Here is a 23,657-nt window from a genome sequence, read left to right as displayed (position 1 = left end):
TTTCTTTTTTTTGAAAGAACCTCCTTGCCTGTTGACAAGGAGGTACAGGCTGACAATTAAACTTTATCCCTCTCTAACTTAAGACAGCCTTTTATTTATGAGTTCGCTATACTTTTTTGAATATGTAGTGTTTGTTTTTCATTTACGCTTTAATGCTCAGTTCTCCCTGCTATTGTGAACCAGCCTAAAGGTTTTAGAAACACGCTTTCGCACTTCGACTTTCGCTCAGTATAAACTTCTTCGTCACTTACAGTTCCTTGAAAGCGTATAAAAGGAGTAATCAGAATATTATAGTTTTAAAATTGTTGAATACGTCCTGCATTAGGTTGGATAAAGAGCACGATATCTGTATTGAGAACATTTCCATCCATATTGGCGTCTGCTCCTAAATAACTATTAATATTTCCTGATACAGAGATTGCATTATTAATATCTGTATTTAGGATGTTTCCATCTGTATTTGCATCTCCCGCATACATAGCAAAAATTCCATTATTCATGTTGATTAAGGCTAATTCTCCTCCAGTAACTAAACTATTACTTGACGTAAAGTCAACATACGTATCAAGGGCAAGTGACATAACACTATTGGTTAAGATTCCTAAATGATTACGATGTTGAACTACGATACTGTAATCATCAGGTGTGTTTAAAAATACTAGCTCCGAAGTCCCATCTGTACTTACGACATCTCCATCACGTTGTAGTAATGCTGATTGTGCATTAATAACCAAGTTCTGATCAGTTGCATCTCGTAATTCTATCCAGACCCAATCTACAATAGCATCGCTTCCTGATGTGTTTAATACAATAGGGTCAATTGTAGCATTATCTGTATAAGGGCTTGTTATAGGAAGTACTCCTGCTACTCGCAGATCATCTCTCATTAGATGTTCTTCTCCAATATGAGGATTTGTTATGGCTCCTTGTAAATACACTTTTAAACTCAGTTCAATGTTTCCACAATTGGGATGTAAGTTACCGTCTTCAATTTCCCATTCATAAATGTCTATCAATTCTTGTCTTTTAGTCTCGCTCTCACAATATTGACTATTCCCTCCGTGAAAAGTAAGCGCTGTTGGAATGTCATCTTCTCCATCAGCTTCGAGCCCACTATTGTCTGTAGCCCATCCTATTAATGTAAGATCATAATTTGTAGTAGATAAACCTGCACCACTAAACATTGATCCTATATTTCTAACATTAGTAATATCCCAATTCCCAAGGTTTTGATCAAAAGAAGAAGCTAATCTAAATGTGTATGACATATATCGTGCACTACTCACATCCCAATTGCCAATGTCTTGATTAAAATTTGTTGCCCCCCAGAACATACTAAACATGAAATCTAAAGAACTTGTGTTCCATTCTGTAATATCTCCATTAAAATCGCGTGCAGAAAAAAACATACCACTCATGTCTGTTACTTTTGAGACATTCCAGGTAAGGTCTTGATTAAAAATGGTAGCACCATTAAACATTGAAGACATCGATGTTACTTCGCTAACATTCCAATGATTAAGTGGTTGATTGAAATTTCGAGCGTAGGCAAACATATCCCTCATGGTTGTTATCTGACTTACATCCCAAGTATTGAAACTTTCTGTTCCTATCAAATTTGTACACCCACGAAACATGGCTCTCATAGAGGTTACATCATCTAAATTTGGAGCATCTATTGCTGTAACATCTAAATTTTCACATCCATAAAAAGCCCCTTCCATAGAAGTCCATTGATTTGTTCCCCATTGTACTACCTCAATAATCTTTAAACGATCCCCACTATTATTGAAAAAGATTTGAGGGAAAACCCCAATGATAGCTATCGTATAAGTTCCAGGAGAGTCGTATATATGGGTTATGTTCCCGCTGACATTTACGTCTTCATAATTTGGAACATCTCCATCATACTCCCAATCTACATCATAATCGTAGGTTTGGTTACTATTTATAGGAATGGTAAATTGATTATTTGAAGAGTCTCCAGCATTGTCTGTTTTTACTTTAAATACAAATGGAATAAGACCCGAAGGTGGAACTTGAGCAATTATATTTTCTACAAATAGCAGTGCAAAAAAACAGCTTAGTAGGATAGAAATTTTTCTTGTCATTATATGATTTGGTTTCTTGGGCGAAAGATAGGGGTGTTGTAGTAGGTATGAAATACGAGTCAATACGTATTTTATAAGTAATAGTACGTATAATCAATACTATAATTATGGTTTTCGAGCAATCTAATCGTGTATATTCATAAAAAAAGCCGAAGTAATCCTACTTCGGCTTTAAGAACTATCTATGTACCATCAATCATCAATAGTTCTCTTCTAAAAAACAAATCTGCTAACTCATCATCTCATCATTTTTTTATAAATGAGGCTGTCTAAAAAGATGTGATTTTTGTCAAACTGAACTTGTTTCAGTTTCTCATTAGATTGCTAACTATTTTGATGAGATTCTGAAATGAATTCAGAATGACGTATAAAGTTACTTTTCAGATAGCCCCATAGTACACATATTTTGTGGTGCTAAAATATGCTTGTAAACCCTAGTTTATTCTAGTTTAAGTGTATGTATATCTGCTATAAGTTGTTCTATGGCTTGTGTGTTTAATCCATTATAAATACCACGTATGTGCCTGTTTTTATCTATTAAAACAAAATTCTCTGTATGTAAAAAATCATCTTCATCTTTAGTTAATCCCACGTCTTGTTCTGCAAAATAATAGTTCCTTCCAAGGTTATAGATTTGTTTTCGATCACCTGTCACAATATGCCATTTTGAATCTATGACTCCTTTAGTTGTTGCATAGGATTTTAAAACAGAGACAGAGTCTATTTTTGGTGTTACCGAGTGTGATAATAACATAACCTCTGTATCGGTTTTAAATGCCTCCTGAAGTACGGTCATATTTTCTGTCATCTGTGGGCAAATACCTGGACAACTTGTAAATATAAAATCGGCTACATAGAATTTGTCTGCAAAAGTATTTTGAGTGATAGTCTCTCCATTTTGATTGACTAGATTAAACTCAGGGATTTTATGAAACTCTTGTAATTGGTCACTTTCTTTGTCTAGCCAAACTGGGGTGAAAAGCGCATCTTGGTAGTAGGGGAGTTGTGCCACTCTACTCGTATTTTCTTTGTTTTGACATGAAGTTAAAAGTATAAGTATTACAAGCATGATGTTATTAACGCTGTACCACTTCATCTTCCAAAGCATAACATAGTTTTGCTTTTCGCAACCCAAAAGAACGTCCATTTTTAGCTTCATAATTAATATATATTTTTCCATTTTCAAGCCAGGCTTGTTGTATTCCTTCTTCTTTTCCTAAGGTATAATGGGTCTTTCTAGAGATTTGACCATTTGCATACCATCTTTGTTGTGTGCCATTTTTATAACCGTTGTTATAGTTTAACTGTGCAGCGATGGTTCCATTGGACCACCAGATTTTTTCTTCTCCATACAATTTATTTGCGCTGTAATAAGAAGTTTTTTGAAGTTGTCCATCTTCAAACCATTTTTTGGCAACCCCTTCTTTCTTACCTTCAAAATACCCTATGCGTTCTCTTAGGTTTCCATTTGTGTCGTAGTGTATTGCATATCCATTATACGGGCTATCTTGATAATACCACATTCCTTTTTCAGGATGGAGTATAAGCGCATCTTTAGCTATTTCTATTTCTTTAATCTTTTTATATACGATCTGTTGCTCAGAAACGGTGATTGTTTCTTTGTTTGTTTTCGCGCAAGCGTATAGATTTAAAAAGACCAGAAAGAGTAAACCTCTCTTAATTAAAGGTGCTTGGGCTTCCTTGATAATCGCCTGCAAAAATGATATAATATTGATTTGCATATACTTCATTGATAATATGATAATGATATTCTGCTTCGTCGGTATGTTGCGTTGTTCCTACATGTCCTCCAGAACTATCAAGATCTGTTGGGTAAGTGCCAGTTGCGTTGCATTTTCTTCCATAGATAAAGAAACCATCTGCCATTACACCTACCAATGCGTCATCGTCATCTGAAAATGCTTTAGGTTCTATATGGTAGTGATATACCGAGGGACCAATATGTCCTCCTGTATAATCTAAACTTGCAATAGCTTGATCTAGGGGGCCATTGCCTTCTTGGTCATTATAGATAGCTGCACCGCTTACTGCAATTCCAATGGCGCCTAATTGTGTTGAGGTAGATGAACTTGCTAAGGTTGGACTTGCCGAAACACGTAAGGTTGTAGATGCATCAAAATTTGGGATGATAGAAGGAGTTAATGCAACGTCTGCTTCTTCAATATATAAGCTATTTCCTTCTCCCCAATATACACTTGTATGGTTAGGAAGTCCCGTAGTTTCTATCACTACCTCAGATCCATCCAGGTAGATATCGGTTTCGTCAGTATCAAACTCGGCAAAAGCAGTATGAAGTTGTGCAGTAATATTTGTATCATCGTCTGAAGAAGTTGCTCCATCATCGTCACTTCCACAAGCTATAAAGGCAAGTGCAAAGAGTCCTAGAAAAAGAGACGTATAGATGATGTTCTTAGTGATTTGTTTTTTCATGACACTTAATTTTAGTTGTTCTTATTTATTTTTTTTAATGCTTTACTCATTTCAACTTTTGAGATATAGCCATCATTGTCAAGATCAAGTTCATCAAAACGTTTGGCAATGATTCCTTTTGCTTCCTCTTTTGCAATTTTTTTGTCCTCATTACTATCCATATCTTTAAATACAGAGGTGAGTGTTAGCCCATCTTTATTGTTAGCTTTTCTCCTTTTTCGATCAGGTTTTCCTTTTGGAAGTTCATCTTCAGAAATAAAGCCATCTTCATTCGTATCTATACGTTTAAAATCTCTAGCTAGCGGGCCTTCTACTTCATCTTTGGCTAATTTTCCATCGTCATTTGCATCCATTTTTTCTAATAGTTCCTCAAAAGAAGGAGGTGTTGGGCGTTGTCCTCTTTCTGGTCTTTGACCACCTCTTTGCTGTGCGTAAGAGATACTCATCATGCCTAGGACTAATACGATAAGGAATGTATATTTTTTGCTATTTATTTTCATTTGAATACTGTTTTGTTTGCTTCTTTGATCATAAAGGAAGTAAAAGGTTTGATGTCTTTGTTGAGTATTCAGTGAATGCCTGTCTTTTTTAAGTGAGTGTGTATTATTAACAGGTAACTTATTTTTTGAAAATGAAAATAATGCATAAAAAAAGGAGGCCATTAGGCCTCCCTTGATCACGATCTTCAATCTCCCCCCGAAGATTTATTTAATGATCAGTTTTTGTATACTAGTATTTTCTGTAGATTGAATGTTTAAGAAATAAATGCCTTTCGATAAGTTGCTGGTGTCAATTGTTTGTGAATTTTGGAAATTCTCCAGCGAGAGATTACGCACTATTTTTCCATTCATGTCTATGATGGTCAGTTCTTGTAATGGCGCCTGCCCTGCGTAGGTAAGGGTTACCTGATTTGAAGCAGGGTTAGGGTAGAGGAGTACGCTTTCGCGAAAGCGTATATCTTCAGAGTTCAATACATCACGCTCTTGAAATACAATCAGGAATCGTTCTGGCTGAATCCCTCTTTGTGCTGTGAAGTGATAGTCATTTTCTTTTAAATTGATGATTTCATTTTGCACTTGATCAATTAAAAATACAGGCACATTTGTAATATTGACTCCTTCAAAATTGTCAATGCTAATGGTATAGGTTTCTTCTGTTTCTACCGAAGTAGCAAATCCTAAGGTAAGTTCTATAGCTGTATCAAAAGACTCTCTTCCTTGAATAGCAAGCTGTTCTCCTGATTCTAATGTGGTGAATAGAGAAATGAATGTTCCTAAACGGATGGTGTCATACCCAGGATCAAAATCTGGTGTAGCTTGTGGGGTAAAACCAATAGCCGTTTGTGATGTAGCATCTTCATAGGCCGCTGTTGTTAGGTTTAACCATAGTAAATCTGTACTGGTATTTTCTGATGTACGTAAATCATCATTATTTCCAATAACGCGAATACTATTTGTAAAAGTCACTGGTGTATTACTCATGGCTTGTGATTGATCTGCTTTGATAGCAAAGCCTTGCCCTGAAGACATAAACTGCCCTGGTGCTGTTCCTCCATTTACTGCCGAAATTCCAACCAATGCATTACGTACAGAAATATCATTCATAGAGAAGTTACTCGATCCAAACCCAGGTAAATCTCCTGATGGATTTGTGATATGCTCCCAATAAAATACTTCATTTACGGCATCATTTGCTGTAATAAATGCGTTTACATCAATGGCAGATGCATATGGATTTCCTAGAAGGTTATAATTATTGGTTGTTTCTGGACCGTTATAGTTGATAGGAACGGTAATAGTTCCTGAGTGAAGTGTGCCTTCATTATAGGTTAGATTATATGCGTCTGAAGGAGAATCTATCTCAGGAGAAGGAAATACGAGCAATCCGATACCGGCATCGGGTAACTCTCTAATTCCGGTGTATTCATCTAAATAATCAAGGTTATCATCTAGGAAGTTTTCGGCAAACTCAAATTCTGGAAACTCCACAAAATCAATAGCGAAAGGAACAAAATTGCTAGGAATGATCCCGAAAACAGCACGCGAACTTCCGTATACTTGATCTCTACTTTCACCATCCATAGGACTACTTAATGCAATAAAATTACGAGCTTGAATAGCGGGTGTTGTTTTTGTGACGTTTATAGATCCATTATTAATAGTAACAGCATCTTCTGCTACTTGTATTACACTTCCTTCATTGGCAACGTTAAGCGTACCTTCTACGGTAATATCAAAGACCGATCGTAAATAAAAACCATCTCCTATTGCTACGGTTCGTCCAGAGGCTATAGTACAACTACAGGCATTGATGCTTTCAGGTTCAAAAATAGTATTGTAATTTCCATTAAATAATGCCGATTTTGTATTGTCTGGAACACCGTTAGACCAACTGTTTCCATCCCATATAGTACTATCAGAACAGGGTTGTGGGTCTGTCTCTACAGCTTGTATGGTAAAGTCAAATGCATTAGAATTAAAAGCGCTCTTATTTACTCGTAAGAGATAGGAATTACCATTAATGAGTTCAAAAAAGCTTCCGTCGTTATAAAAACAATCTATTTCTTCTCCAGAACATTCGTCAAATAAAGAAAACCCTTCTGAACTTGCTACCGCAGAAATTTCAACAGTTCCATTTACAGGCATGGTGAAAGTATACCACAGGTCTAGATTATCTGAACTTGCAGTGTCACAAGATGCGTCTATACTTTCAGTAGCGCCACGGTTATCTGCTGGAATAACAGTGGTCGTTTCTTGAAGTACTTGTATGATTTGAGGCGTATCACATTCGTCATTTGTAACCGTTTCAAAAGCTTGTATTCTAAAATTGACAGTACCTGCAAACGTCGAGTTTTCAGCGACCCTCATCACATAATCAGTAGCTTCTTGTAAATTATAAATAAATCCGTCATTACTAAAGCAAGCAATTTCGCTTCCTCCACAGGTATCAAACAGTGTAATACTTACGGTACTTGGAATATTCGTTACGCGTAGATTTCCAGATACAGGCATGGTAAATTCATACCATACATCTAAGTTGTCGTTACTAGCAGTATTACAGGATGCATCAATACTTTCAGTCGCTGTTGCGGTATCAATAGTATATTCCAGGGCATCTGTGGTATTTACCGTAATAGTCTCCCTATCTACACACTCATCATTGGTAGCAGTTTCAAAGGCTTGTACTCTAAAATTGACAGTTCCTGCAAACGTCGAGTTTTCAGCGACTCTCATCACATAATCAGTAGCTTCTTGTAAATTATAAATAAATCCGTCATTACTAAAGCAAGTAATTTCACTTCCTCCACAGGTATCAAACAGTGTAATACTTACGGTACTTGGAATATTCGTTATGCGTAGATTTCCAGATACAGGCATGGTAAATTCATACCAAACGTCTAAGTTGTCGTTACTAGCAGTATTACAGGAGGCATCAATACTTTCAGTTGCTGTTGCGGTATCAATAGTATATTCCAGGGCATCTGTGGTATTTACCGTAATAATCTCCCTATCTACACACTCATCATTGGTAGCAGTTTCAAAAGCTTGTACTCTAAAATTGACAGTACCTGCAAACGTCGAATTTTCAGCGACTCTCATCACATAGTTAGTGGTCTCTTGTAAATTAAAAATAAATCTGTCATTACTAAAGCAAGCAATTTCGCTTCCTCCACAGGTATCAAACAGTGTAATACTTACGGTACTTGGAATATTCGTTACGCGTAGATTTCCAGATACAGGCATGGTAAATTCATACCATACATCTAAGTTGTCGTTACTAGCAGTATTACAGGATGCATCAATACTTTCAGTCGCTGTTGCGGTATCAATAGTATATTCCAGGGCATCTGTGGTATTTACCGTAATAGTCTCCCTATCTACACACTCATCATTGGTAGCAGTTTCAAAGGCTTGTACTCTAAAATTGACAGTACCTGCAAACGTCGAGTTTTCAGCGACCCTCATCACATAATCAGTAGCTTCTTGTAAATTAAAAATAAATCCGTCATTACTAAAGCAAGCAATTTCGCTTCCTCCGCAACTATCAAAAAGCGTAATACTCACAGTTGATGGAATATTAGTGACACGTAGATTTCCATTTACGGGCATGGTAAATTCATACCAAACGTCTAAGTTGTCGTTACTAGCAGTGTTACAGGATGCATCAATACTCTCAGTAGCCGTTGAAGTATCTATCGTATATTCGGAAAAATCGCTGGTTGTTACTGTGATGGTTTCTCTATCTGTGCACTCGTCATTAGGTGCTTGTGCGTTGATTGTAAATCCCCATAAAATCAAAGCTATAAAGAGTACTGTTTGTTTCATAATGTTATAAGTTGTCGAATTGGTTTTGTTAGTTTGATGGTTTTAAGGGGAGTAGATTATAACACTGCAATATATCTTAGTATGTTTTATTTGTTATCTATGAATTCTGCATACAAGAAAAAATCTATGAATTCATAGATTTTTTTATACGAAGCCATATGTAGGGCAATCTGTCTATTTAAAAAATAGCGCATTAAAAAAGGAGGCTTTTTACAGCCTCCTTCACATTCTCTATAGTACCTCACTAAGAACCTACTTAATTATCAATTTTTGTACTATAGTGTCTTTGTTAGATTGCACTATTCATACCTATTTTACAATAAAACGTTTTGTCGTTACGATGTTTTCTTCATCTTTAAATTGAACAAAATACACACCCGCTTTAAGTTGTTGTGTTGGTATAAAACGTTCTGTATTTGAACCTGTATATACTCGTTTTCCTTCTACGGTATATACATCAAAACTCACAGCTACTGGAGATTGAATTTGTATAGGAATTCCATTATTTACAGGATTAGGGTATAACGAGATATTGATAGGAGTTTCTATCGTAGTAAATTGTGACCTACTTGGAGTGACACTAGTATTAGTATACAAAGGCGCCTCATTAAGTTCAAAAATATCTAAGGCAAGATCTGCTCTACGATGACCACCTAAGATTCTATTAAAACGTAATTTTACAATACGTCCAGCATAAGCTGTCAAATCTATCGTTTGGGTAATCCATTGATTTCCTTGATTTCCTGTAAGAGACCATAGTTCTACCCAAGTGTCACTATCATCCGCACTTATCTCTAGTGCAATACTTCCAAAATTACTATTACCATACATATGGTAATCAAAACTAAAAGTAGGTGTACTTAAATTTGTTAAATCAAAACAAGGAGAATTCAATATCGCTTGTTTATGTGAAGCACCAGATGCTTCTACGTATAAGTAATCAATACCATTACTAGCACTACTAGGTCCTGTATTTCCAGTGGGTGTATTTCCAGAATATCTTCTCCAATCAATATCATCTGCATCGCTCTGAGTCCAATCATTAAAATCGATTTCAAAGCTTACTCTATAAGGGAAGTCGTCTTCTGTTGTATCACAAGGAGGAGCTGTGGGTATTGCTCCTTGATGAATAGCAATGTCGTCTAAAGCTACATCACCTCTAAAATCACTACCTGTGATTCTATTAAAACGTAACGAGATAGGTAATCCTGCATAGGCATCTAGGCTAATAATTTTTGCATTCCATTGGCCGCCTAGATTTTTTGTTTCCCCCCAAATAGATGTCCAAGTTATTCCATCATCAATACTTACTTCCAGATCAAGAGATCCTAGATTATTACTAGTACCATACATATGATATTGAAAGCTTATATATGCTTCAGGATTTCCTGTTAAATCAATACACGGAGACGTGAGAATCGCTTGTTTGTTTGGATACCCTATGCCATTACCAGAAGCTTCTGTATAGATAAAGTATGAACCTTCAATGGCAGTATGAGGACCTGTTCCTCCAGAAGGTGTGCTACTTGCTCTTATTGTCCAGTCGATGTCATCATCTGTATTTTGTGTCCACGTGTCAATGCCATTTTCAAAACCTAATGTATACGGAAATGATTCGATACCGTTTACACAAGCACCTGCTTGTACTTGTGTTTCTACCTGTATTATAGTACTTTGATTTGACTCATTACCTTCGAGATCACTTGCGGTTACAGAAAAATCATAGATGGTCTCTGGAGCTAATCCAACAACCGTATATGTTGTATCTATCGCAGTTGCAATAGATACGTCATCTTGATACACTGTATATTCTGTCACACCTATGGCGTCTGTAGCCACATTCCAAGATAAGATAGCTGTTGTTTCTGTGATGTTAGAAGCTGTAAGATTGGTTGGCGTTGTAGGTGCTTCTGTATCTGGGAACCCTTCCGAAATCACAACGGTATAATCTTCTATTTCTCCATAGTCATAACTGCCGCAGCTCACAGGGATATCATTAAAACGCATCGCTACACGTAATCGGGTAGGCCCAAAAAGCGCATCATGAGGTACTGCAAAACTTCCAGTGATAGAGGTTGCATTTGTAGGTGATTGTGTAAATACTTGTTCTGTAGCATCATCAAAAACACCATCCTGATTATAATCTATCCATATGGCATATCCTTGAGGAAGCGGAAACCCTGTCCATGTAGGTTCAATGGTAAAAGGATACGTTCTATAGGTATCAATATCTGTAGAAATCGCCGTGAAGTTACTATAAGTCTGACCTCCAGAATTATTGTTTATGGTATTGAGTTCAAACCTACTTATAAAATCGTCACTATCATCACTAATTGTAACATGACAATATGTAATAGGAAGAGGTAGTGTTGTAAAGGATATAATAGCGCTATCTGGTGATATCGATCCATCGTTACACACACTATTCACTTTGACATCAAAACTTGTCTCAGGATCCTGATTGATAAATGTTATTTGTGTGTTTGTAACATTAAATGGTGGTGAAAAATCGCTGTATATGCTTTCGCGAAAGCGTACTTCATATCCATCTCCATTGGTTGCATCCCATTGTATCGTAGCACCTTCATCTGTAATAGCACTTACCGTAAGGTTTTGTGGTGTTTCTAATGCACAAGCAGGTTCATTAACCATAAAGTTAATTGATACAGATGTTGCAGGTTCAAAATATAAATTCCCTTCTTGTGTAGCTTCTACAATGACAGTGCCTGAAGTACCATCAAGCGTTAGTAATGATCCAGAAACGGTTGCTGGCCCAGAGATCACCTCATAACTTATAGTAAGTCCTGAACTTGAAGTTGCTAGTAATGTAACTGGTGCTGCTGTGGTCAATTGATCTGCAATCGCAGGAAATGTAATTGTTTGTGATGCTGGCGGGACTAGAATGGTTGAGGTGACACTAAAATCATCAAATGTGAATCCATCAAAAGTGGTTGTATATCCACTGTCTAAATTTGAAGAATCTGAGTCAAATACAAATCGGATGAGTAGGCTAGAGGCTCCTTGAAGTGTACTATTACTTGAAGCATCTATAACAATCTCTTCCAAAGACCATTTATCTTGCATATCTCCATCGTATAGAGGTTCTTCATCTGGTTGATGTACTTCATTAGAAGTTGATTTTTGACTATATGGATTGGTGTCAAGCGTACTTCCAGGTTTTGTATATCTACCTGTTAAAGGAATCCAAGTAGCGCCTCCATCTATAGAACCTTCTATTTGTGTAAAATCAAAATCACGCTCTATATCCCATTTTGCATAATATTGTATGACAGCTTGCTCTGCTGTAGAAATGTCAATTGGAGTTGCTAGGGTGAGTGTTTCAAAAGCATTGTTTCCATAACTATTTGAAGCATTTGTAAGTGCGGTTGTTCCAGAAAAAGCATCAGCTGTTGTGACCCATCCATTAGAGATCCAATTGTTTAGTCCATCAATATCTGGATTATCTGTAAAGAATACAACGGAGTTATAGCTTTTTTGAACCACCGCTTTGTATAACGTATAATCATCATTTGCTACGGTCACTTCATATTCGATAAGATCTGTTGCTGCTATCGTTGGATCTAATGTATATGGGAAATTTAATGTAGTTTGCTCTAAGGTATTCAGGTTCACAGTTTGCGCATTTCCTATACTGATAAGATTTTCAGATATGGGAGTTACCGTTACCGTAATAGGGGATAGGGTTTGCCCTAAATATTCGATGCCAATATGTAATTGCCCTGTCGTATTAGAAAGATTGGAGGGCGTTAAGTCTTTATACTTTGCATATTTACCACTGTAATAAGCAGCAAGGAGATTGATACGCATGGCACGTTGGGATATTGGAAGAATATTGGAAGGATCTGGATAAAAACCACCTTCATTTAAACTTCCATTTTCAGGACTGAATCCGAGGATGTTTTTTCCTGACCCAGTAGATCCAGTTGCATCAGCTATCGTTCCACCTAATAACCAATCTATATGACTTCCACTGGCTACTGGCGGCCCTGTTTCTGTAACAGCACCATACCCATATCTATTGTAATAACTCATGTCATGACTATATTGAGCAAACTCATCTTCTCTACCTGTTGGAGCATCAAGACTAGAATACGAATGATACAGAATATTACTATATCCATGATGATCTAATGCCACTTTAAAATCTCGGTCTAGTACAAAATCTCTTAGGATACGTGATTCAGGCTCAGAAAAAGCATCTGTCCCTCTATAATCTTGTACACAAGGATTGGAAGAAGCACCGCCATTATTCCAGAAGTAACCACTATTTCTATTTAAATCAACTCCATCATTATCTCCACCGCAATTACTTGTTATTCTAAGGTTTTTACGTTGTAAACCTCCGCCATTTGGATTGTTATCTATATTAAATTGATATCCATCTGGATTGACAATAGGTATAAAATATAACTCATGATTGTCTAAGAGATTCTTAATACCAGGATCGGTATCGTAATTTTCTAATAGATACCACATATAATACAACTGATTCATTAATGTAGCAATCTCTCTTGCGTGTAATAATGAATTATATAAGGTCTCTGGTTCATCTTCATCGATATCAGGATTGTCAGAAATCTTTACGTAATATACCGTTCTACCCTCAATAGTTGTTTCTGTGGCAGCAGCTGCTTTTGCGGTAATTAGATGAGGATATAGTGCTCGCATCGCATCTAATTCTGCAAGGGCTTCATCTAGTGTTAATGATCCTGCATACGTTCCTAAATTAAAGTTTTGAGGTATGGCCCAATCAATTTCATCTTCGCCTATATACTGCCCTACATTTGTGATACTCTCACTGACAATACTAGAACGTTGGGCTGCCTGTTCAGGAATACGTGCTTTCATAGCAGCGAGGGTTGTTTTTGCATTTGCAATACCAGCAACGGCTCTGTCTGCATAAAAAGTAGATAGATCAGCTATAAGAACTTGTGTGTTGATCCCTAATGATTGCACTAGTTCTTGCTCATAAGGAGTTAGTTCTAGTGTCATACCTGTGTTATCCTGATGAATACCACAATTCAAATCGATACCTGCATTGCTGAGAGCGGTCATTTGGGAGGTGGTAATATTTGGGATTTTCACTCTTTTATTTGTGGAAGCTTGAGTCGTTTGAGCTTGCAAGTTGAGAGTGCATAGAAATAGCCCTCCAAATAGTAGTTTACGAATCATGGGATTGGTTTTTAAATTAATAAATATGATGAGGCTCTATAAATGAAATAGAATAAAGCCACTCGTAGTTAGTTGTTTATGAATGCGTAGTTTTAATAGTTGAATTCTATAAAGAGAAAAAGGAACTCCTAAAAATTCTAAAGAAGCCCCTTTACATTGAGCGTTCAATCCCCAAAATGGAATGCTCAACCTCTACCAGTTATAAAACGTATATTATCTCACTAAAAACTTTTTTACAATGGTATTTTTTTGTGAATCTATTTGTATAAAATACATTCCTCTTGCTAGTTCTTGAATAGCAATTATTTTCGACTTATTAAATGTGTCTAAATTTACCCTCATCACTATTTTTCCATTCACATCTGTGATGATTACTTTTTGAAGCATCTCAGTTCCTAGATATGAAAGTGTAAACGCATCTGTTGCTGGGTTAGGGTAGAGGGTTACGCTTTCGCGAAAGCTAAATTCGTCTGTATTCAATACATCACGTTTTTGAAATATCACCGTAAAACGTTCTGGCTGAATGCCGCTTGTTGCTGTAAATGAATATCTACCCTCATTTAGATTGGTTGTGGTATTGGTAAGGTTATCTATTAAATATACCGTTGCATTTTCAATACCCACTCCTTCCAAATGATCGATGCTAATCGCATAACTTTCCTGAGTTTCTACCGAAGTTGCAAATCCTAAGCTAATTTCTATCTCCGTATCAAAAGCTTCTCTTCCTTGAATCGAAAGTTGTTCTCCTGTTTCTAGCGTTGTAAATAAAGAGATAAATGTTCCTAAACGCGGACTGTCATATCCAGGATCAAATCCTGGTGTTGCATTAGGTGTGAAGCCAATTCCTGTTTGCGAAGTTGCTTCTTCATACGCTTCTGTAGTAAGGTTTAACCAAATTCTATCGATGTCACTATTTTCAGCATTTCTAAACCCATTATTGTTTCCAGTAACGCGAATACTATTGGTAAATACCACAGGCGTATTTGCACCTGCTTCTGTTTGTGCTGCTTTGATTCCAAAGCCTTGTCCAGAAGCCATGAATTGTCCAGGCGCTGCTCCTCCATTCACGGCAGCCACTCCAAGGAGTGCATTACGAACAGAGATATCATTCATAGAGAAGTTACTGGTTCCAAACCCTGGTAAGTCACTTGTAGGATTGGTTAAGTGATCCCAATAGTATACTTCATTCACCGCATCATTAGCATTGATAAAAGCCTCCACATCAATAGCTGATGCATATGGATTTCCCAAAAGGTTATAGTTATTAATTGTCGCAGGACCATTATAGTTAATAGGAACGGTAATCGTTCCTGAGTTTAGAGTCCCTGGATTCATAGCATTTTGTGTATAGGTAATGGTATAGGCACCATCCCCTACATTAGGAGCTGGCTGAGGGAATACGAGTTGTCCTATACCTGCATCAGGCAACGCTGTACTTCCTGAGACAGGTAGTAAATAATCATTATCATCATCAAGGAAGTTTTCAGCCCCCATAAATTCTGGGAATGCCATTAAGTCAATATCAAAAGGTACAAAGTTACTTGGGATGATACTAAATACGGCTCTAGAATTTCCATAGGCTCTATCTCTAGCCTCAGCAGTCACAGGACTACTCATGGCGACAAAATTACGATCATCCAGTGTCGGAGTGGTCTTCGCTACAGAAATCGATCCGTTATTGATGGTTACCGCATCTTCTTCTACTTGTACCACACTTCCTTGGTGAGCTACCGTCAGTGTTCCGTTTACAGTAATATCATTTTGAATATTGATGAAGTTCCCATCAGTTACAGTAAGGGTTACCATCTCATTAATTATAAGTTCACAGGCATTGATATCTCCAGATATAGAAGTGTCATAATCTTCTGCAATCACGGCAACCATAGTCGCATCTGGCATTCCATTGTCCCATCCATCTAGAATGGCAAAAGTAGTTGTACCTCCTAGGCAGGCCATTACTGGTAAAGCAGCTCCAGAACAGTCTGGTGTATAATTCAAAATTTGACTTCCCGCTTCATTGATACAATCTGCATTGACAAATGTCAATCCTACTAGTGGATCAAATGGTCCACAAGCAGTAAAGAATTGATCATCAAACGGATTAGTAGCATCAAAGCAAAGGTCTGGAGATACATCTGATGCGCCATCTAAAAATTGCATCTTCACATGTACCAATAGCGTAGGTGTATTCGCTACAATATTATCTCCTATCATTCCGCCACTTCCATTTTGTTGCCAAATGAATGATACTTTAGAAGTTGTCGCATCATTGATAAAAAATGAATTGTAATGAGTCCCAAGAGGAATGATTAATCCTGGTACAGGTTCTACTGTGGTTTGTCCTCCTAAAATGGTCGTGTCTGGTCGTTCAAAAGTAATACCACTAGCGCCGTTGATAAGTTCTCCAAAAGCTGTCGTATTATAATCTAAAAAGAATTGTCCTGATCCTTGAGAATAGGTTATATCACTTGTGATCATGACATCTACTTCATAAAAGTCGTTCATGCCATCATTGGTGATTTGGGGGTTTTCAAAAGAGAGCTCGATGTTTTGAGCGTTGATTGTAAACATTGCGCATAGGGCAAAAAGAATAAGTATGCTTTGTTTCATGGTTATTGGATTAGTAGTTTATGGGCTTTTATACGCTTTAACGCTATGCTCTCCCTATGGTCGTGAATCTCGCAAGTTCGATTTCGCGAAAGCGTATATATTTTAATAATACTATGTTAGAATTGTTGAATACGTCCAGCGTTTGGTTGAATAATCAATTGAATATCTGTATTGAGAATATTTCCATCCATAGTAGCATCGGCACCGCTATATACATTGATACCTCCCGAAGCATTGATAGCATTAGAAATATCTGTATTGAGTATATTTCCATCTCCTGTAGTATCACCTGCATAGAGGGCATATGTGTCATTCCCCATATCTTTGAGAGCCAATGCTTCTCCAGTAACAGATGTTAGGTCTGTAGTTAGGTCTAGGATTGTTTCGGCTCCAGAGAGTGTTATGGTACTAGCGGTAAGAACACCTAAGTGATTACGATGTTTGATGGCAACATAATAATTGGCTGTTGGCATATCCATGCCTACCGCCAAGACTCCATCTGTAGAGACTACATCGCCATCACGTTGTACTAAAGCTGATGTAGCTGCCAGTATCGTAGTAGGGTCTGTTGCGTCTCTTACTTCTATAAATACCCAATCTACAATAGCATCTTCTCCAGTAACATTAAAAACAGCAGCATTGCATATGGCTCCATCTGCATATGGAGATGTGGTAGGTATCAAACCAGCAACACGTAAGTCATCACGCATTAAATTTTCTTCACCGCTATTAGGATTTGTCATAGCGCCCTGAAGAAATACTTTTGGAGAGACTTGAATACCACAGGTTATCTCATTGTATTGGGTTTGAATATCTCTAGTCTCAAAAGGAAATTCATATGTAATATCATCTACAACGACACAGGTTAAATTGGGATTGTTATTGATAAATAGCAAATCAATGTTAGTATTGTTTCCATTTTTAATATTCAAACTGGTAAGTGCATTGCTACGACATATTATTTCTTCTAAGTTGATATTTAAGGATAGATCTAGACTTGTTATTAGATTGTTCTCTATTGAGAACGACCTAAGATTCGTGTTTTGAGATAGATCTAGGCTTGTTAGCAGATTGTTCTCCACCGAGAAATACTCTAGGTTTGTATTTTGAGAAACATCTAAACTAGTAAGATCATTATCAATTCCTTCAAAATAGTTTAATCCAGTATTTGTTGTGAAATCTATTGTTTGCAGATCATTATTATTACAGATTACATCTGTTAGAACAGTACATTGACTTACATTTAGACTCGTTAATAGGTTTTCTGAACAATCTATTTCTTCCAAAAATGGCTTGTTAGAAACATCTAAACTCGTCAATTGATTCTCTACCGCAGATACATATTCTAGTAGTGTATTTTGAGAGAGGTCTATTGTCGTGATTTGATTATCTGAAAAGACTAAGTTTTCTAACAATATGTTTTGAGAAACATTTAAGGATGTTAATAGATTTCTGCTACAATTTAGAATTGTTAAAGATGTAAAGTCTTCGATTCCTGTTAAGTCTGCAATACCTAAATTGGAAACACTTAAAGTCGTCATCGATTGGATGCTTTGTGTGCGCACATATCCATCATTTGCAATACCATTCCCCATACTTGTTGGATTTCCTAAACCAACGGAGTTTCCATTTGCATCGTGTGTTTCTAGGTAGTTTTCAAAACTGGTATCAGGTACTTGGGTTTCATTGCAATGTTCACCAAAAGACGTTGACCCATCTACGTTTATTAACCACTCTTCTAAATACGGTTCTGTTGCATTATCTACAGTGATACAGGTTAAATTTGGATTTAGTGTAGTATCAAAATCAGTGATAGCTCCGTTATTACCATTTACAACTCTTAATTCGGTTAAGTCATTATCTTTTAAGTCTAGGATTTCTAATACACTACAAGCATCTACACTTAGTGTTATTAGGTTATTATTGTATAGAGAAATTTGTTTTAAAGCAGCATTTGAGTGTACATCTAAGGTAGTTAACTCATTATTTCCTGCTTCAATAATTTCTAAATTTGTATTGGTACTTATATCTATGGTTGTTAATTCATTAAAGTAACAGACTAATGTGATTAATGCAGTGTTTCCATTTGTGTTTAATGTTGTTAAATTATTTCTATAACATAATAATGTTTTCAATGCAGTGTTTGCACTTACGTCTAGTGTTGTGATCTCATTATTAAAACACATAAAGGTTTCCAGCCCTGAAAAATCTTCGATCCCTGTTACATCTGCTATATTTAGTTGACTTATATTTAATGTAGTCACTCCCGAAATACGATCTGTGAGTACATATTGATCATTGGCAATTCCATTCCCCATACTCATAGGGTCATTTAATGAAACAATATTTCCGTTAGCGTCGTGTGTTTCTAGGTAGTTTTCAAAATTGGCATCCGGGATATACGTTTCTCCGCAATGTTCACTATAACTTGCAGTTGCATCTTTATTCCAGCTATCTGAATTTAAGTAGTCTGCCGTTGTATCATCTACATTAATACAGTTTAGTGGTGGGTTTGCACCTGCACTAAACTGTGTAATAAGCTCATTGTTGCCGTTTTTAATACTTAACTCCGTTAAGCCATTATACGTTACATCTACAATTTCTAATGCCACACAAGGATCCAAATTGAGTGTATCTAAGCCAGCTCCTTGTAGATAGATTTCTTTTAGAGCTACATTTTGTTGAAAGTCTATGGTAGTTAGATTATTTTGAGAAGCTCGTATTACTTCTAAGTTTACATTTGCACTAAGATCTAGTCCAGTAAGTAGATTGTTACTACAATTTAAATTTGTCAATGCTGTATTTGCACTCAAATTTAATGTAGTGATCGAATTAAGATTACAGCTAAATGATTCTAAGGCTATGAAGTCTTCGATACCTGTGACATCAACAATATTGAAAAAGCTTACATCTAAACTAGTCACATTAGCAATGCGATTGGTATATACATACCCATCACTTTGGATACCATTTCCCATACTTGAAGGGTCATTTACTGGTACTATATTTCCGTCAGCATCATGCGTTTCTAGGTAGATTTCAAAATTAATATCAGGAATGTATGTTTCATAGCAGTGTTGTCCATAGGTTGCTATGCTATCTTTATTCCAAGTAGGACCATTTAAATAATCTGCAGTTTCATCATCAACATTAATACACGTTAGATTTGGGTTTCCTGTAGCGTCAAAAGTCAGACTATCATTATTTCCATTGGCGACACTTAATGTTTCTAAGTTGTTATTGAATACCAAACACTCTTCTAATGTAACACAGGTATCTGCATTTAATGAAGTAATCGAATTGTCATTAGCAACTAATACTATTAGATTTACATTTGTAGTTAGGTCTAATGCGGTTAAGTTATTCGTATGACATACTAGTGCTTCTAATGCCGTGTTTGTGCTAATATCTAATGCTGTTATGTTATTGGTCTGACATATTAGATTTTTTAGAGCTGTATTTGCGCTAACATCTAATGCTGTTAAGTTGTTTGAGTAGCAAACAAACGTTTCTAAAGCAGAAAACCCTTCTATACCTGTGACATCTGAAATATTTTGGCTACTAATATCTAAAGACGTTACTGTGTTTATGTTTGCCGTAGTTACATAGTTATCATTGGCAATTCCGTTCCCCATACTTGTTGGATCATTCAGCGAAACTATATTCCCATTAGCATCATGTGTTTCTAAGTAGTTTTCAAAATTTGCATCGGCAATATAAGTTTCATTACAATGGATACTATAAGATGCGGTATCATCTTTGTTCCACATATCAGTGTTTAAATAGGATGCAGTTTCATCATCAACACTGATACATGTTAAGTTTGGATTATTAGTAGCAACAAAGCGGGTGATACTTCCATTATTTCCATTTACAATACTTAATGTATGTAAGTCATTCCCATTTACCTCAAATCTTTCTAGTGCAACACAGGTATCTACATTTAATGTCGTAAAATCATTTGTATGCAAATACAATTCTTTTAGTGCTGTATTGAATGGAACTTGTAATGTTGTAATATTATTAGTTCCAGCACTTACATATTCTAGATTTACATTTGTAGTAAAATCTAATGCCGTTATATGATTATTATAGCATCTTAGATTTTTTAATGCTGTATTAGCACTAAGATTCAATGTCGTTAAGTCGTTATTTTGGCAGAATAATGTTTCTAATGCTGTAAAATCTTCTATTCCTGTGATATCTACAATACTTACATTATCTATCACTAAGCCCGTCACTCCCGAAATGCGGCTAGTCAAAACATACTGATCATTAGCAATTCCATTCCCTAGACTTGTCGGATCATTTAATGGAACACTATTTCCACTGGCATTATGCGTTTCTAAATAGTTTTCAAAATTTGCATCGGGTACATAGGTTTCAAAACAATGTTCAGCATAGCTTGCCACGTTATCTTTATTCCAGATAGGACCATTTAAATAATTTGCAGTTTCATCATCAACATTAATACAAGTTAAACCTGGATTTTGAGTTGCGAAAAAGCCTGTAAAGTTTTCATTATTTCCATTTTTAACATTCAAAAACGTAAGATCATTATTTGATATGACGATATGCGTTAATGCACTATTACTAGATACATCTAATGATACAATATCATTTGTTACTACATTTAGTGAAGTTAATGCTAGATTCTTTGAAAGATCAAGAGTCACGATATTATTAAATGGACAGCTTAAACTTTCTAATGCTGTAAAATCTTCAATTCCTGTGAGATCATTGATTCCTTTAAATGCCATAGATAAGGCGGTTACATTTTCGATTCTTGCTGTAGACACAATGCCGTCATTAGCAATGCCATTTCCCATGCTTGTTGGATCACCTACCGGAACGGTGTCTCCATCTGAGTTACGCGTTTCCAAGAAGTTTTCAAAGTTTGCATCAGGAACGTAGGTTTCGCCACAGTTGAGATCATAATTACTTTGATCATCTTTTACCCAAATATCAGCTAAATAAGGGGCTGTAGGATCATCTACCTTGATACAGGTTAAGTTTGGATTTGCATCTAATTTACTTGTAGTTAACGCTCCATTATTTCCATTTTTCAGGTTTAAACGTGTTAATTGATTGGATGAGCAATCAAATGCTGCCAATTGCGTATTTAGGTGTACATCTACATCTGTTAAGTCATTGTTATTACAATATAACTCCGTTAGTAGTATGTTTTGACTTACATCTAAAGTTGAGATATCATTATTGAAACAATGTAACTCTGTTAGCAATACATTTTGACTAATATCTAAGCTTATTAGTGCATTTTCATGGCAATGTAATTTAGTTAAGGCCGTATTTTGACTTAGATTTAAACTTGTGATACTTGTAGCATCACAATATAATTCTTGTAATCCGGTAAAAGCTTCAATACCTGTTAAATCATCAATACTACTAGCGCCACTATAATCTAGAACTGTAACTGTCGCTGCTTTATGATTTAATATGTTTGAACCAGCGATTCCTCCGTCTAATTCTGGAAGTAGATATAGTCTATCTAAAAAAGCAGTGTCAGGAATCTCTGTTGTAGCACAATCTACATCACTAAATAAAGTAGTATTTGCAAAACTCCAGTTTGCTCGTGAGTATTCAGGATCATCTACTAAAATACACGATAAATTGGACTCCGGACTACCAGTAAAAATGTAGGTAATGTTGGCGTTGTTTCCATTTTTTATATTTAGAGATGTTAAATTAGGATTCGAATCTACTTTCAGTATGGTTAATGCTGAATTTTGAGAAAGGTCTAGTGCTGCAAGATTGGTGTCAAAAGCATATAAGGCTGTTAGGTTGATATTTGCTGTTAGATCCAAGCTAGCTAAATTGGTGTTTTCACAATGCAACGTTTCTAACTGTGTAAGCGTACTTAGGTTTATGGTGGTAATGTTAGTACCTGCACAATTTAAAGCTGTTAATGCGGTAAAATCTTCAATTCCTGTGAGATTTAGAATCTCCCCAGTAGGAGCACCACTAATACTAAGATCTAATGTTGTTACATTCTCAATATTTGCTGTGATGACATAAGTGTCATTTGCAATTCCATTTCCCATACCATTGGCTTCTAGAAATGCTTCGAAGTCAGTATCTGGAATATTTGTTTCGCCACAGTGCAATCCAAAACCAGATAGCGGGTCCAGATCCCATTCACTGAGGAAACTAGCTGCCGTATTATCTACATTGACACATACGGGATATAGATTATTTTCTGCTCTAAAAAAATCGATTCCAATATTGTTTCCATTTTTTATATGTACAGCTTGTAATGAATTGTTGTTTGCCAATACATTAGTTAATGCTGGATTTGTATTTAGAAAAAGACTTTCAAGTACATTACGCTCACATTGAATAATTTCTAATGCTGTAAGTCCTGTAACATCAATAGTTTCTAGATGATTATCATTAGCATAGAGAATCTCTAAATTTAGATTGCTTGTTAGATCTAAATGTACAAGTTGTAATGCATTACAGTTTAATTCTTGCAGTGCTGTAAAATCTTCTATTCCTGTTAAATCTGTGATGCTTGAAGGGTTGAACGACGGTGGATTATCATTGTTTGCAAAATTTTCTACATTAAAACTTAATGTTGTTACATTCTCAATATTTGCAGTGGTGACTAAGTGATCATCTGCAATGCCATTTCCCATTCCATTAGCTTCTAAAAATGCCTCAAAATTAGCATCTGGAATCGTGGTTTGTTGTGCAAGAAAAGTATGACTAACACAGATTAATAGAATGAATAGGTATCGTTTTTTTCTAATGAGAATCGATAAGGTATGATCCGTTTTTTTGTGTGTAAGATTGGATACTAGTTGGATTAAAGAAGAGATTGGGAGTAATGTTCTTTTCATCAGACATGGGGGATTAGGTCTGTAAAAATATATTGAACCCTATAGTTGCTAGATTTTAGCTGGTGGCAAAAAGTGGCAAAATCTAATTAAAAAGTGGCAGCCCTTAT

At 36.1% G+C, this 23,657-nt stretch carries 9 protein-coding genes; all 9 read right to left on the bottom strand.

The annotated features are described in order from the left end of the window. Nucleotides 1-296: 296 nt before the first annotated feature. Nucleotides 297-2,111, bottom strand: a complete 1,815-nt coding sequence (locus CHB80_RS21600; RefSeq protein WP_089373602.1) for a BspA family leucine-rich repeat surface protein — start codon at nt 2,109-2,111, stop codon at nt 297-299. A gap of 439 nt (nt 2,112-2,550) precedes the next feature. After that, nucleotides 2,551-3,180 (bottom strand): SCO family protein, encoded by a 630-nt coding sequence (locus CHB80_RS21595; protein WP_229746825.1) that lies wholly within the window; start codon nt 3,178-3,180, stop codon nt 2,551-2,553. A 7-nt stretch (nt 3,181-3,187) separates the two neighbouring features. Continuing rightward, nucleotides 3,188-3,853, bottom strand: coding sequence for a toxin-antitoxin system YwqK family antitoxin (locus CHB80_RS21590; protein ID WP_089373600.1), 666 nt, complete (start codon nt 3,851-3,853; stop codon nt 3,188-3,190). Beyond that, nucleotides 3,789-4,562 (bottom strand): YHYH protein, encoded by a 774-nt coding sequence (locus tag CHB80_RS21585; protein ID WP_089373599.1) that lies wholly within the window; start codon nt 4,560-4,562, stop codon nt 3,789-3,791. The genes CHB80_RS21590 and CHB80_RS21585 overlap by 65 nt, the downstream gene beginning before the upstream one ends. A gap of 11 nt (nt 4,563-4,573) precedes the next feature. Next, nucleotides 4,574-5,062, bottom strand: coding sequence for an EF-hand domain-containing protein (locus CHB80_RS21580; protein WP_188476159.1), 489 nt, complete (start codon nt 5,060-5,062; stop codon nt 4,574-4,576). A gap of 204 nt (nt 5,063-5,266) precedes the next feature. Beyond that, nucleotides 5,267-8,887, bottom strand: coding sequence for a T9SS type A sorting domain-containing protein (locus CHB80_RS21575; protein ID WP_089373598.1), 3,621 nt, complete (start codon nt 8,885-8,887; stop codon nt 5,267-5,269). Between the two features lie 309 nt (nt 8,888-9,196). Next, nucleotides 9,197-14,080, bottom strand: coding sequence for a M14 family zinc carboxypeptidase (locus CHB80_RS21570; RefSeq protein ID WP_089373597.1), 4,884 nt, complete (start codon nt 14,078-14,080; stop codon nt 9,197-9,199). 213 nt (nt 14,081-14,293) lie between these two features. After that, nucleotides 14,294-16,690 (bottom strand): T9SS type A sorting domain-containing protein, encoded by a 2,397-nt coding sequence (locus CHB80_RS21565; RefSeq protein WP_089373596.1) that lies wholly within the window; start codon nt 16,688-16,690, stop codon nt 14,294-14,296. A 116-nt stretch (nt 16,691-16,806) separates the two neighbouring features. Continuing rightward, a complete protein-coding gene (locus tag CHB80_RS21560; RefSeq protein WP_089373595.1) occupies nt 16,807-23,550 on the bottom strand; it encodes a hypothetical protein in 6,744 nt (2,247 codons plus the stop codon). Nucleotides 23,551-23,657: the final 107 nt, after the last annotated feature.

Source organism: Dokdonia pacifica (assembly GCF_900188275.1).
GTDB classification, from domain to species: Bacteria; Bacteroidota; Bacteroidia; order Flavobacteriales; family Flavobacteriaceae; genus Dokdonia; species Dokdonia pacifica.
This window is presented reverse-complemented; position numbering and strand designations above follow the sequence as displayed.